Source organism: Ruegeria lacuscaerulensis (assembly GCF_013031245.1).
Lineage (GTDB): Bacteria > Pseudomonadota > Alphaproteobacteria > Rhodobacterales > Rhodobacteraceae > Ruegeria > Ruegeria lacuscaerulensis_C.
Genome location: NZ_WPZL01000030.1, coordinates 1 through 13,443, shown reverse-complemented (window position 1 = coordinate 13,443; position 13,443 = coordinate 1). Strand labels below are relative to the sequence as shown.

Genomic DNA, 13,443 nt, shown 5'->3' with positions numbered 1-13,443 from the left:
GGTCAGCACAGACCTATAACAAGCAAATTCGATCGGCAACGCCTCGCAATGCGCGAAATCAGCCGTTCAGGCGGTTCAGTCGCGCGGTCACCGACAGGCCGTGCGCCTCGAGGCTTTCAGATTTCGCCAGTTTTTCAGCCGCAGGGCCAATGGCACGCAATGCTTCGGGTGTCATCTGGCTGAGCGTGGTGCGTTTGAGGAAATCCATCACGCTGAGACCGGACGAGAACCGGGCTGAACGCGCGGTAGGAAGCACATGGTTGGGGCCTCCGACGTAATCTCCGATCGCTTCGGGTGTGTATTGGCCCAAAAAAATGGCACCTGCGTGTACAGTTTTGGCGCTCAATGCCACAGGGTCGGCCACGCACAGTTCAAGATGTTCTGGCGCGATACGATTGGACAGATTTGCAGCCTCGTCCAGATCGCGCACGGTGATGATGGCACCAAAATCGCGCCAGCTGGCCCCCGCAATGGCCCGGCGTTGCAGTGTTTCCAATCGTTTCTCTACAGCCCGCGCAACGGCCTGCCCAAAGGCTGTGTCATCGGTGATCAGGATCGACTGCGCGCTTTCGTCGTGCTCAGCCTGGCTCAGCAGGTCCAACGCGATCCAGTCGGGCTCGTTATCCTTGTCGGCGATCACCAGAATTTCGGAAGGGCCTGCGATCATGTCGATGCCGACCTTGCCGAAAACCCGGCGTTTGGCGGCGGCGACAAAAGCGTTGCCAGGCCCGGTGATCTTGTCCACCGGGGCGATGGAGTCAGTGCCGTAAGCCAGCGCAGCAATCGCCTGCGCCCCGCCTATGCGATAGATCGTGTCCACACCGGACAGTTGCGCCGCCAGCAGGACAAGCGGGTTCACCTGCCCGTCCGGCGTCGGCACGGCAATCGCCAACCGTTCAACCCCGGCTACCTTGGCTGGGATCGCATTCATCAATACCGAAGACGGATAAGAGGCCAGCCCGCCCGGCACATAAAGCCCTGCCGCCGAAACCGCAGACCAACGCCAGCCCAGCGTCGCCCCAGCTCCATCCGTCCATTGGTGATCCTCGGGCATCTGTTTTTCGTGATAGGCGCGGATGCGGTCGGCGGCCAGCTCCAGCGCAGCGCGATCATCCACCGAAACCTGAGCGACCGCCTCGGCGATTTCTCCGGCTGTAAAAGCCAGCTTGTCTGGCGTCAGCTCCAGACGGTCAAACTTTGCCGTCAGCTCAATCACGGCCGCGTCACCGCGGGCCCGCACGTCGTCAATTATCTGCGCCACAACAGCATCCACATCCGGGCTGTCCTCGCGTTTGGCTGACAGCAAGGTCTGAAAGGCGGCCTCAAACTCGGGCGACGTGGTGTCTAGAAAAACAGGCATGATCTGGCACTCCGGGCGTTTCACCGGGACATACCGTTGGGACGGTCCCGCCTCAACCCTCAGTCCGCGGGGTGCAGCGATTTGCGCATGGCAAAACAAGACAGGTCCTTGCGCTCACAGCATTGACCGGTGGCTTTCCAACCATACCGCAGATAAAAGCCCTGCGCCGTCCGCGTCGCCTGAAGGTATCCCTTGGAACAGCCGCTGTCCAAGAGCTCCTGCTCAAGCCTTTTCAGCATAACGGCGCCGATTCCGAGACCGGTGTGATCGGGGTCAATATAAAGCAGCGTGATCTCTTCACCACGCACCCCGCCCACGGCAGCAACCTTTCCTGCATGCTCGGCCAGCCAGATCTGCGAGCCGGAGGTGATCCAATCCCGGATCGTCGCCGGATCCTTGTTGGCGGTCCATTGCGCGATGGCCTGAGGATCATCCTGATGATCCGCCTTGCAGAGCTGGGTGATCGAACGGTTCAAAACCCGGCTCAGGTCAAACACATCGAACACGGTCGCACGGCGCAATGCCAGACCCGAGGCAGCGCCGGTGAACGCCTGCGCTATGCCGCGTTTATTCCGGATGGTGTGGCACCTGACCTGAAGGGGCCTGATAGGGCCGGGTCACGTCTTTGAGTGTGGCGTCAATCGCCTCGACCGTCAGGCGGATTGCGCCGTCTCCGGCCAGCGTCAGAATGATCTGGCCTGCGCTGTCTTCGCCCGGATCGAAATCGACCGAGAGCAATGACATCACCATATCCTTGTCGCTGCGGTCGATGCCCTGGCTGGCTACGGACAGGACAGAATGGAACACCAGTATCGACTGCACCCGCTCAAATGCACGACCCCGGCCGGCCGCGGCGTCTTTGTCTTCCCACCGGAACCGATTCAACAACAGGCCAAAACGGCGCTGAGAAGGATGCCACGTCATCTCGGTCACCGGAAACACCGCGTCCTGCGTCAGGGTCGAGATCACCCGCAGGTCATCGCCGTCTTCAGCTCCCAGATTCAGCGGGGCCTCACGCCCGTCTTCAAATCTTGCGTCTGTCATTGGCCCTTGATCCGTTCAATCCTTGCACCCACGCCTTCCAGCTTGCGCACCACATGTTCATATCCGCGGTCCAGATGATAGACCCGGCTAACCGTTGTTTCCCCTTCAGCCGCAAGACCAGCTAGGATCAGGGACACAGACGCCCGCAAATCAGTCGCCATCACTGGCGCCCCTTTCAGGCGCTCTACCCCGGTTACGGTGGCTGTGCCGCCATGCACTTCGATATCCGCTCCCATGCGGACCAGTTCGGGGGCGTGCATGAAGCGGTTCTCGAAAATGCGTTCCTCCAGAACCGAGGTGCCCTCGGCGGTACACATCAGCGCCATCATCTGCGCCTGTAGATCGGTCGGGAAGCCGGGGAACGGCTCGGTTACAACATCCACCGCGCTGACGCGCCCGTTCATGCGGGAAACTTTCAGACCGTTTTCGGTCTGTTCCACATTGATACCCGCCGCGTTCAGTTTCTCAGCAAAGGTTTGGACCAGCGACATGCGCCCGCCCAGAAGTTCAACTTCACCGCCGCAAATGGCCGGGGCCAGCATGTAGGTGCCCAGTTCGATCCGGTCGGTCACAACCTGATGAGTCGCCCCATGCAGGCGATCTACGCCTTGAATCTCGATGGTCGGAGTTCCCTCACCTGATATCTGCGCGCCCATTTTGCGCAGGCATTCGACCAGATCGACGATTTCGGGCTCGCGCGCTGCGTTCTTCAGAACCGTGGTGCCCTTGGCCAGCGTAGCAGCCATGACGATGTTTTCGGTCGCACCGACCGAGGCAAAGCGCATCTCATGCACTGCACCTTTTAGTCCGCCCGGAGCCTTGGCATGCAGGTAACCGTCCTTGAGTTCGATCTCTGCTCCCAGAGCTTCGAGCCCCTCGACGTGCAAATCCATAGGCCGCGCGCCAATCGCGCAACCACCCGGCAGCGAAACCACCGCCTGCCCCATCCGCGCCAGCATCGGACCCAGCACCAGATTGGACGCGCGCATCTTGCGCACAATCTCATAATCCGCCGTGTGGCTGGTCAGGTCATGACTGGACATCGCCAGCACCTGACCCTCCTGCAATGCAGACACTTCGGCTCCCAGTGATTGCAACAACAGGGTCATTGTCTTGATGTCGCTTAGCCGTGGTGCGTTGGTCAGCGTCAGCGGTTCTTCGCTCAACAGGGTCGCGGGCATCAGCGTCAGACACGCGTTCTTGGCCCCCGCGATCGGTATCTGACCGTTTAGCGGCCCATTGCCCGTTACCAGAATCGAATCCATCTGCTCTTATCCCTCGTCCTTGTCGGCCTTGTCGTTTTGGGTCGCGCGCGCCTTAGCCTGCGCCTTGCGTCGTGCCATATTGGCCTTGAGCGCCGCCTTCAGCCGCTCTTCCCGCGCATCCCCTGATTTGCCGTTATTTTCGGGTGTATCTTTGTCTGCCATGGTCTTTCTCTACAGGAGGTGAAAAAAACCGTCCAGACACCCTTGCGCCCCGTTTCGTTTAAGTCTAATCACCCGCCCACAGCGCTGCTGTAGCTCAGAGGTAGAGCACTCCCTTGGTAAGGGAGAGGTCGAGAGTTCAATTCTCTCCAGCAGCACCATCCAAATCCCCTTGTTTTATGGCACCCTTGTATGTGAGGGCGCATCGCCGCCGTGTCTGATACATGGAAGCGAATGAAATGATGCCGAACTCTGTCCTGCGAGGTAATGGGAATTGCCAACTATGGATTGCGGTCCCGGCGGACATAGCGAAAAAAACCAAGGGAACGAAGATCACGATCCCCATTGTCGAGACCACACCGGTGCGGCAGATTGCGAGTGGAGGCAGGTTCAGCGTTTCTTGTTTGATACCAACCATTTGAATAGATCAGTCCGAAAAACGCATCCGGATTGAAGGCGGGACAAGCTACCCAAGAAGTTTGGGCCGCCATTAGCCGGAACCTAGTCTATCAACCAAGGATGTCTCAGTCAGTTGATGCGGGTCGTTGCTGCCAGAGCACCTGCCAGAGCGTTTTCAATTTCCCCCGGAAAATCCCTTCCATCCTTGTGCAAACCAGCAGCAACCCAACCCACCGTATGCCCCCGATTTCCTATGTCGTTCGCCCGCGCCAGTGTTGGTGATGTTTTCTCAATACTGACCAGAACCATGGACCGCTCAATTTCGCTTTCAGTCAGGACCATTTTGACCGCGCTGAAAATATCCACCGAAACTTGCAAAGTCTGGCGTTCAAGCCGATGTGCTGCATCGGTCAGCAACCGCGTGCAAAAGGCTGACAGAAAATACCAGCGGAAAATAGAAAACACACGGTCCTGTAAGTCACTGTGCACTCGAGAATCCAGGGAAGCCACGCTGGCGATACGCTCGAAGGCAGCTTCGGCCGCTTTGGCCGCCTGACAGATTTGACGCTCGCGCTTTGCAATCGAGATAACACGTGGCGCAAATTCCACTGCGACTTCATGGGATTCTAAATTCATGCTTGCCCTCCAACGCCTACGCACGCTGAGGATTTGGAAACTATCAAAGAAGTTTGGTTGTGATTTACCGCCATTTTTTGCCAAAATTGTCCGTTTCCTGGCCTAAAATAAATGCCACAGTCCGACAATTGACGCAAACTTATGTTGCCGACTTGATAAAAAACATCAGCTATCTGTTGATTTCGGGCGGCACCTGAAAATACGGCAGCGACAACGATTTCTGTCAAAACGTACATATCTCTGACACGATCTTGTAATAGTTATGCCCTTTTCCGCATCTATGAATACTCAATCCTGCTGATCAGTTTACCAGTTTGACTTTAACGAGGGGGTACGAGCGGGACCAAGGGGGTGAGCGCCTGACCTGCCGGGCTCGCCTTTGGACAGCGCAGCTCCCCCCGCCGCCTTACATCAACCGATCTTGTTTTTCTGCGCGTGTGGGGTCACGCCAAAACTCGACCGGTAAACACGCGAGAAATGGCCGGGGCTCTCGAAACCGCAGGCCATGGCCACCTCGGTTACAGACGCTTCGGTCTGCAGCAACAGCTTCTGGGCACGCTCTAACCGCAACTCCATGAAGTACTTCTTGGGCGAGGTATTGAGGTATTTACCAAACAGCCGCTCCATTTGACGCGTGGAAATTCCCAGGTCCTCGGCGATCTGCGTCGGAGACACCGGTGCCTCGATGCAATTCCGCATGATGTGGATCGCCTTTGCCAGATGGGCATTACGCATCCCGTTACGCGATTGCAGCGAAACGCGCTGTTTGGCGGTGGCGTTGCGAACGGCATTATAAACCATCTGGTCTGCAACAGCGATCGACAGTTCTTCACCATGGTCGCGTTCGATCAGGTGCAGCATCAGATCGGCGGTGGCCGTACCCCCCGACGCCGTTATGTGTTTTGCATCGGCTTCGAAGACGCTGCGCACAAGGTTCACTTCGGGAAAGGCCTCCATGAAGGCGTCGTGATATTCCCAGTGGATCGCGGCCTGCATCCCGTCCAGAAATCCAGCCTCGGCCAGCAGCCATGCCCCGGAACACAGGGCTCCGATGGCGGTTCCGCGCGCCCGCTCGCGCCGCAGCGTGGCCAGCAAGGGGCGCGTGACATGGTTGCGCATGTGGATGCCTGACAGCACGAACAGCTGATCCGTCTTGGCCAGCGCGTCCAACCCCCCATGCACCAGCGTCACGGACCCATTGGAACATACGGCTTGCTCGCCATGTTCAGAGATAAACGACCAGCCGTATAACTCTTCGCCACTCACAAGGTTAGCAATCCGCAGAGGTTCCACCGCACAGGAAAAGGCGAGATGCGAGAATTCTTCGACCAGAATGAAGGTGATGTGCCTGGTCTGACGCATGGATATTTCCCGTTCCGTTTGACGTCCGGTGCCTGAGTCTCAGTCGATGGTCTATGCTGCACGATTTTTTTATGTATACAAGTTGTATTTTTCTAGAATACTGATTGTGCGCAGCAACTCTGCCGCGATTCGCGCCGGACTCGGAAAGGGAGACAGGATGAAAGACGATGCGAAGTCCCGCAAAGCTGAGCTGATGGAGCACCTGAAAGTCTCTATCTTAACCCTGCGCATGCAACCGGGCGCGGATCTGGATGAGGCGGATCTGTCAGACGCGTTTGGCCTGTCGCGCACGCCCCTGCGAGAGGTCTTCCGGCAGTTGGCTGGCGAAGGCTATCTGGACCTGCGCACCAACCGCAGCGCCCGCGTATCCGAGATGTCTTATACCACCCTGCGCGATTTCTTTCTGGCCGCTCCCATGGTCTATGGGGCGATCTTGCGCCTGGCGGCTCTGAACGCCACCCCGGCACAAATCGGGGATCTGAAAGACGCGCAACAGGCCTTCAAAACCGCGTTGCGTTCGGGCTCGGCTGAGGACCGGTCACTGGCTAATAACCGCTTTCATGAAGTAACCGGAGAAATGTCGGGCAATGTATACCTGCTGCCCTCGTTCAACCGGCTGCTGATCGATCACGCCCGGATTGGTATGACATTCTATCGACCGCAAACGGCGAAAACGCCCGACAATCTGTCTGAGGCAAGCCGTCAGCACGACGCTATCATCGCCGCGATTGAGGCGCGCGATGATGCCGCGGCAGCGCAGCTGGCCGAAGATCACTGGAACCTCTCGCGCGATCAGATCGAGCTGTTCGTGATGCCCGACGCGCTGGATGTCCCGATGGGCGTCCCGCCCCTTTCGAAACCTGCTTGAGGACGGAATGAACCCGATTTTCAGATTTGAGGGGATCTATACCCCGGTTGTCACGCCCTATCACAAGGATGGCAGCGTGAATTGGGACGTTCTGTCCGACGTTATCGAATACCTGATCGAGAATGGCGTGCACGGTCTGATCTCCGGTGGGTCCACAGGAGAGAACTATGCCCAGACGGTTGACGAACGGTTGGAGTTGGCGCGGTTCGCCCATGTGCAGTTAAAGGGCCGTCTACCCTTGGTGGTTGGCACCGGCGCTATGCTTACGCCGGATTCGGTGGCATTGGCTTCAGGCGCGCGTGAGATCGGCGCGGATGCGATCCTGTTAGCCAGCCCGCCCTATTCGGTTCCGACCGACCGGGAAAACGCTCTGAACGCACTGGCCATCGACAAGGCCGCCGATCTGCCGGTGATGCTGTACAATTACCCACACCGCACCGGTACGATGATGGGTGAAGAATTTCTGAACCGTGTCGGCCGTAGTCGGAATTTCTGCGGCATCAAGGAAAGCTCGGGCGAAATCAACCGGGTGCACATGCTGGCGCGGGATTACCCACATATCCAGCTGGGCTGCGGCATGGATGACCAGGCGCTGGAATTCTTCGCCTGGGGCGCGCCGTTCTGGGTCTGCGGCGGGTCAAACTTTCTGCCCGCCGAGCACGTGGCGCTGTACAATGCCTGCGTGGTCGAGGGTGATTTTGCCAAAGGCCGCCGGATCATGTCCGCGATGATGCCGTTGATGCGGGTGCTGGAGCAGGGTGGCAAGTTCATCCAGACCATCAAGCACGGAGTCACTATGAACGGGATCGACGCCGGCGCGATGCGGCCTCCGCTGAAAGGCTTGAACAAAGACGACAAGCGCGCGCTGGAACAGGTGACGCATGTGCTCAAGAAGACAATCGCTGATATTGTGGCCGAGGGATAAGAGACATGGATCTGCTGACACAGGACGAATACAAATCCATTGCCGCAGGCCTGACCCTGCCCACCGGCGCTTTCGTCGACGGCGCATTCCGCCCCGCGATCTCGGGCGAGACGTTCGAAACCATGAACCCCGCAACCGGTGAGAAGCTGGCCGATATTGCGGCCTGCGGCGCGGCGGATGTGGATTTTGCCGTCGAAAAGGCCCGCGAGGCGTTTGACAATGGGCGCTGGTCAAAACTGCACCCCTCGGATCGCAAGGACACGCTGATCCGCCTGTGCAAACTGATATCCCGCAACGCGCGCGAACTGGCGGTGATGGAGAGTATCGATAGCGGCAAGACCATCTTCGACTGTGAAACCGTGGACGTGCCCGAGACGATCCAATGCCTGAAATGGCACGCTGAGGCGATTGACAAGATCTACGATCAGGTTTCGCCTGCCAGCGACGTTCACATTGCGATGGTGGTACGCGAGCCGATCGGGGTTGTGGGGCTGGTGCTGCCGTGGAACTTCCCCCTTCTGATGTTGGCGTGGAAGATCGGGCCTGCTTTGGCGGCGGGCTGCTCGGTTGTGGTGAAACCGGCGGCTGAAACCACGCTGTCGGCGCTGCGCTTGGCCGAACTGGCGATGGAAGCCGGGCTGCCGCGTGGTGTGCTGAATATTGTGCCCGGCGGTGGCGTCGAGGTGGGCGAACCCATCGGGCGGCATATGAATATCGACATGGTGTCCTTCACCGGCTCGACCGTGACCGGCAAACGATTCCTGACCTATTCCGCTGAAAGCAACGCCAAGGAAGTCGTGCTTGAGATGGGTGGCAAAAACCCGGCCATCGTCATGGACGACGCGGAAAATCTGGACCGCGTGGCCGCGCATGTGGTCAACGGCGCGTTCTGGAACATGGGCGAAAACTGCTCGGCCTCTTCCCGCCTGATCGTGCATAAGGATGTAAAGGCGGAGTTGTTGGAGCGCATCGCCCATCACGCGAAACAGTGGAATGTCGGAGACCCGCTGGCGCCCGAGACGCGCATGGGCGCGCTGGTCAGCGAAGGCCACTACAACAAGGTTTGCAGCTATCTGGATCAGGCCGAAAATGTGGTGATCGGCGGCAAGGCGGACAAAGGCTTTGTCGAGGCGACAGTGGTCGAGGTTCCCGGCAATGACGCCACCCTGGCACGCGAGGAAATATTTGGTCCCATCCTGTCGGTGATCGAGGTGTCAAGCTTTGACGAGGCCATCAAGATCGCCAACGACACCGAATATGGCCTCTGCGCATCGATCTTCACGGCCAATGCCAAACGCGCCATTCGCGGCGCGCGTGCGATCCAGGCCGGCACCGTCACGGTCAACAGTTTTGGCGAGGGCGACATCACCACGCCCTTCGGCGGCTACAAACAATCCGGCTTTGGCGGACGGGACAACTCGGTTCACGCGCATGATCAGTACACCCAGTTGAAAACCATCTGGATTGATCTGACCGACGATGAAGATGAGGCTGTTGATTGAGCACCTATGTTGCCAGAACCTTGCCGGTCCACCGAGGACCAGCCGCATGGAGCGCCATTCTTGGCGCTCAACCTCCCGCGCAGGAGTTGGACACGGATCTGACCACGGATTTCGTTGTCGTCGGCGCCGGGTTCGCCGGTCTATCAGCAGCACGTCGAGTTAAGCAATTGCAGCCAGAGGCGAGCATCGTCGTGCTGGAGGCCGGGCGTGTGGCCGAGGGGGCCGCAGGACGAAACTCGGGCTTCATGATCGATTTGCCACATGATTTGTCCTCATCGGATTATGCCGGCGCAGGCGATGACACGGCGATGATCGCTCTGAACCGACAAGCCATTGCGTTCGCCCGCTCAGCGGTTGAACACTACCAGATCGACCCGAATTTCTTTGATCCTGCTGGCAAGGTGAACGGCGCGGCCAGCGCGGCGGGGCATGCGCATAACATCAGCTACGCGCAGCATTTAAGCAAACTCGGCGAAAACAGCGAGATGCTGGATCCGAAACAGATGCATGACCTGACTGGATCTCACCACTATCGGTCGGGGCTGTACACCCCCGGCACGGTGATGCTGCAACCCGCCGGGTATATTCGCGGGCTGGCCAAAGGGTTGGTCAGTGATGGTGTTTCGCTGTTTGAGAATTCTGCGGTGACGGGGTTCGAGAAACAGGTCAACGACTGGCAGGTCCGAACCGCGCGAGGCACAGTGCGCACCGGCGCCGTCATTCTGACGGTCAATGGCCACCTTGAGAGTTTCGGCATCGAGTGCGACCGCCTGATGCAACTCTTCCTCTTCGCGGCAATGACGCCGGAACTGGATGACGGGGCGCTGGCTCGGCTGGGCGGACAAGCGCGCTGGGGGGTAACCCCATCCGATCCGATGGGCACGACCATGCGGCGCATTGATACAGGTCAGGGTGGTAATCGCATCATCACCCGCACCTGCGCGGCCCTTCGCCCCGGCATGGCGGCGTCACGGCGCGATCTGACGCGAGCGTCGCGGGTGATGCAGCGTAAGTTCGAACAGCGGTTTCCACAATTGGGCGGGATAGAGATGGAGTATCACTGGGCAGGTCACCTATGCCTGAGCCTGAATGGTGTCGCCGTCGCACGCGAAATTGAGCCCGGCATCTATTCCGGCTGCGTCCAGAACGGGCTGGGAACCGCACGCGGGACATTGACCGGGATTGCTGCGGCTGAACGCGCCTGCGGCCATAGTTCGGACATCACCCGACACTTTGACGCCGAAGATCAGCCCAAGCGCCTTCCGCCGCAGCCCTTCCGCGAGATCGGTGCAAATGCGGTACTGCGCTGGAAGGAATGGCGCGCGCGGGACGAATGATCAAGGCAGGCTCAGCTTAGCCATACGACCGCCGTCAACAGTGTAGACCTGCCCTGTAATAAAGCTGGCCTCGTCCGAGGCGAGGAAGGCGACCAGCGCCGCGACCTCTTCAGGTGCTCCAGTGCGAGCCACCGGGTGGATACGTTTGATATCCTCGAGAAAGGCTTGCGGGTCCGGCATTGAAGCTACGAAGTCATGCTTCAGGTCAGTATCGATCCAACCCGGTGCAATTGCATTGCATCTAATACCCTCCGGGACGCAAACCCCAGCACGAGGCGGTGTTGACGATGGCACCGCCGCCTGCCACGGCCATGATCGGGATCGCCGCGCGGCATATGCGAAACGGAGCCTCGACATTCACACCCATCGAGAGAGACCAGTCCTGATCGGAAATCTCCGTGACTGAACCGCGCGTGATGACACCTGCGTTGTTGATCACGATATCCAGACCGCCCTGCGCGTCTGCCGCCTTCCTAGGCAACGCGTCCGCATAGGCCGCACCCAGCAGATCACCCGGCAAATGGGCCTCGGCCTCGACGCCATCGACCGAGCGGTCGGCGACTGCTACGCGGACCGCGGCGTGGCGCAGACGCTGCACCAATCCCGCCCGCAGCCCCCGTCACAAGGGCGGATTTTCCCTGTAGTTCCATCGTTCCTCCAGTAGAGTAGAAAATGCCCGCCCGATGGTCCGGGCGGGAGAGTTTCGGGGGAGAATTCCTCAGTAACTCTGGTTCAGTTCATCCGCTGCCGGGATTTCACGCTCGCGCCGGGCGATGTAATCCAGCAGTTCCTCGTTTTTGGCCACGTCCAGTTTCGGCTCCTGATATTCGCTCAACAGTGACCGGGCGCGGTTCAGGGCGCGTTCGGTGATCTCGACACTACCCTCGGCCTGCCACTGCTCGATCGAGTTGTTGTCGAACAGTTCGGGCATGAAGAAGGCGCTCTGGAAATTGTCCTGTGTGTGCGGGTGGCCCAGATAATGCCCGCCGGGACCCACATCTGACACCGCTGCAAGGGCCTGATCGAAATCATCCCATTTCGGCCCTTCGGCCATGCGATAGGCCATGGCACATTGTTCGGCATCGACAATGAACTTGGCGACCGAACAGTGCATTCCTGCCTCATTCCATCCCGCGCTGTGCCAGATGTAGTTGGCCCCGGCATGCATCACCGCCTGCAGCGTGGTCGCGGATTCATACCCTGCCTGCGCATCGAAGGTTTTGGCTCCACCCAGCGTATTCGACGTACGCCAGGGCACGCCGTAATGCCTCGCCATCTGACCAATCATGAAGTTCATCAGACTGATCTCGGGCGTACCGGCCATCGGGGCACCGGATTTCATCGACACGGTGGACAGGTAGTGGCCGTAGATTGCGGGCGCGCCCTTGCGTATGACCTGTGTGTAGGCCAGCGCGCTCAGCGCCTCAGCATTCAGTTGGGTCACCGTTGCGGGGACAGAAGCAGGCGTGTTTGCCCCACCCAGCACGAAGGGCGAGCAGAGAACCGGCTGCTTGCGGCGGCAGAAGGCCCGCATCGCGCCCAGCATGGTTTCATCCCAGACCAGCGGCGAGTTGCCATTGCAGTTGCCAGTGGTGACGGGGTGATCCTCAAGGAACTCCTCGCCAAACAAAATTGCGCACATGTCCATCACGTCCTCGGCGTTCCTGGGCGACGTGGTCATGCCCATGAAGGTTTTATCCGAGTGTTTCATCGACGAATAAGTGATACGCAGGTGGCGCTGACTGATCGGGTGGTCATAAGGTTCCACGATGTGGTGCGCCGAGGAATGCAATGCGGGCATCATGTGGCTGAGCTTATGGAACATCGCCAGATCGTCCAGCGTCGGGTTCCGGCGCACGTCATCCAGATCCCGCAGGAACGGTGCGCCGGTCATCGGCACGAAGATCGAATGCCTGCCGCCCAGCCGGACATTCTTCTCCGGATCCCGCGCGTGGTAAGTGAAGGCGCTGGGGATGGTGGCGATCAACTCTCGCACCAACCCCCGATCGAGATAGACCAACTCGCCATCGACCTTGGCCCCTGCTTTCTTCCAGTCTTCCAGCGCAATAGGGTCGCGAAACTGGACGCCTACATTCTCAAGAATATCCATCGAAGCCGTGTCGATGCGTTCGACCTGACTGCCGTCCATCACCTCGCACAAGGGGATGCCACGGGTCAGGCCGGGCAGCATTTCAATGTTCGGTGCGGTGCGCATGGCACGACGGGCTGAGCGTCCGCCCGAGCGGGTTGCGGTTCGAATGTTCACGGACAATCCTCCAATCTTATAGGTTAGGTTGAGGGATTCGGTGGCATTGCACCTCACTGATTGCGATATCTGTTTGCAGGAAGCGACACTGGTTCCGAATGAAAAACGCCGCCCCGTTCGGGGCGGCGTTGGTTTAGTCAGGTTGGCGTACGCTTATTCAGCGGCCTGCGTGGCCACGCCGTGCTTGTCGCGCTGACTGTCACGGAACAGCGCCTTGCCCAGAGCGATGCACATCAGACCCATCACCATGGTAAAGGGCAATGCTCCGATGATCATCGCATTGCGCAGCGCGTCCATTGGATTGTTCTCGCCCGCCGCCA

General features: G+C 59.2%; 13 protein-coding genes, 1 tRNA gene and 1 pseudogene. 5 read left to right on the top strand and 10 right to left on the bottom strand.

The window, feature by feature from the left end; all coding sequences use genetic code 11:
• Window positions 1-58 precede the first annotated feature (58 nt).
• Genes hisD through GOX66_RS21280 form a run of 5 tightly spaced genes read right to left on the bottom strand, consistent with a single transcriptional unit; the run spans window position 59 to window position 3,831 of the window.
• Entirely contained in the window at window positions 59-1,360 is a 1,302-nt protein-coding gene (hisD, locus tag GOX66_RS21300; protein WP_170765281.1) for a histidinol dehydrogenase, read from the bottom strand.
• A gap of 59 nt (window positions 1,361-1,419) precedes the next feature.
• Entirely contained in the window at window positions 1,420-1,881 is a 462-nt protein-coding gene (locus tag GOX66_RS21295) for a GNAT family N-acetyltransferase (protein WP_237212713.1), read from the bottom strand.
• A 46-nt stretch (window positions 1,882-1,927) separates the two neighbouring features.
• Entirely contained in the window at window positions 1,928-2,404 is a 477-nt protein-coding gene (locus GOX66_RS21290) for a DUF2948 family protein (protein WP_170765279.1), read from the bottom strand.
• Entirely contained in the window at window positions 2,401-3,669 is a 1,269-nt protein-coding gene (gene murA, locus GOX66_RS21285) for a UDP-N-acetylglucosamine 1-carboxyvinyltransferase (protein ID WP_170765277.1), read from the bottom strand. The genes GOX66_RS21290 and murA overlap by 4 nt, the downstream gene beginning before the upstream one ends.
• A 6-nt stretch (window positions 3,670-3,675) precedes the next feature.
• Complete coding sequence (locus GOX66_RS21280) at window positions 3,676-3,831, bottom strand: hypothetical protein (protein WP_170765275.1); 156 nt, start codon at window positions 3,829-3,831, stop codon at window positions 3,676-3,678.
• 83 nt (window positions 3,832-3,914) lie between these two features.
• Here GOX66_RS21280 and GOX66_RS21275 point away from each other — a divergent pair.
• A tRNA-Thr gene (locus tag GOX66_RS21275) sits at window positions 3,915-3,989 on the top strand.
• Window positions 3,990-4,356: 367 nt separating this feature from the next.
• Here GOX66_RS21275 and GOX66_RS21270 read toward each other — a convergent pair.
• Both GOX66_RS21270 and GOX66_RS21265 read right to left on the bottom strand, forming a co-directional pair.
• Complete coding sequence (locus tag GOX66_RS21270) at window positions 4,357-4,947, bottom strand: hypothetical protein (protein ID WP_170765273.1); 591 nt, start codon at window positions 4,945-4,947, stop codon at window positions 4,357-4,359.
• 327 nt (window positions 4,948-5,274) lie between these two features.
• Window positions 5,275-6,225: a GlxA family transcriptional regulator gene (locus GOX66_RS21265; protein WP_170765272.1), complete on the bottom strand. Its 951-nt coding sequence runs from the start codon at window positions 6,223-6,225 to the stop codon at window positions 5,275-5,277.
• A 157-nt stretch (window positions 6,226-6,382) separates the two neighbouring features.
• Between GOX66_RS21265 and GOX66_RS21260 the strand changes: the two genes are divergently transcribed.
• Genes GOX66_RS21260 through GOX66_RS21245 form a run of 4 tightly spaced genes read left to right on the top strand, consistent with a single transcriptional unit; the run spans window position 6,383 to window position 10,857 of the window.
• Window positions 6,383-7,093, top strand: coding sequence for a GntR family transcriptional regulator (locus GOX66_RS21260; protein ID WP_170765271.1), 711 nt, complete (start codon window positions 6,383-6,385; stop codon window positions 7,091-7,093).
• A gap of 7 nt (window positions 7,094-7,100) precedes the next feature.
• Window positions 7,101-8,018, top strand: coding sequence for a dihydrodipicolinate synthase family protein (locus GOX66_RS21255; RefSeq protein WP_170765270.1), 918 nt, complete (start codon window positions 7,101-7,103; stop codon window positions 8,016-8,018).
• A gap of 5 nt (window positions 8,019-8,023) precedes the next feature.
• Window positions 8,024-9,520, top strand: coding sequence for an aldehyde dehydrogenase (locus GOX66_RS21250; protein ID WP_170765269.1), 1,497 nt, complete (start codon window positions 8,024-8,026; stop codon window positions 9,518-9,520).
• Complete coding sequence (locus GOX66_RS21245; protein WP_170765268.1) at window positions 9,517-10,857, top strand: NAD(P)/FAD-dependent oxidoreductase; 1,341 nt, start codon at window positions 9,517-9,519, stop codon at window positions 10,855-10,857. The genes GOX66_RS21250 and GOX66_RS21245 overlap by 4 nt, the downstream gene beginning before the upstream one ends.
• On the opposite strand, the pseudogene GOX66_RS21240 reads toward GOX66_RS21245, so the two are convergent.
• The 3 genes and pseudogenes from GOX66_RS21240 to GOX66_RS21230 form a co-directional block, all read right to left on the bottom strand.
• Window positions 10,858-11,455, bottom strand: a pseudogene (locus tag GOX66_RS21240) (SDR family NAD(P)-dependent oxidoreductase).
• 120 nt (window positions 11,456-11,575) lie between these two features.
• Complete coding sequence (locus tag GOX66_RS21235; protein WP_170765267.1) at window positions 11,576-13,123, bottom strand: trimethylamine methyltransferase family protein; 1,548 nt, start codon at window positions 13,121-13,123, stop codon at window positions 11,576-11,578.
• 153 nt (window positions 13,124-13,276) lie between these two features.
• The coding region (locus GOX66_RS21230) for a BCCT family transporter (RefSeq protein WP_170765266.1) at window positions 13,277-13,443 on the bottom strand (167 nt) is incomplete at its 5' end.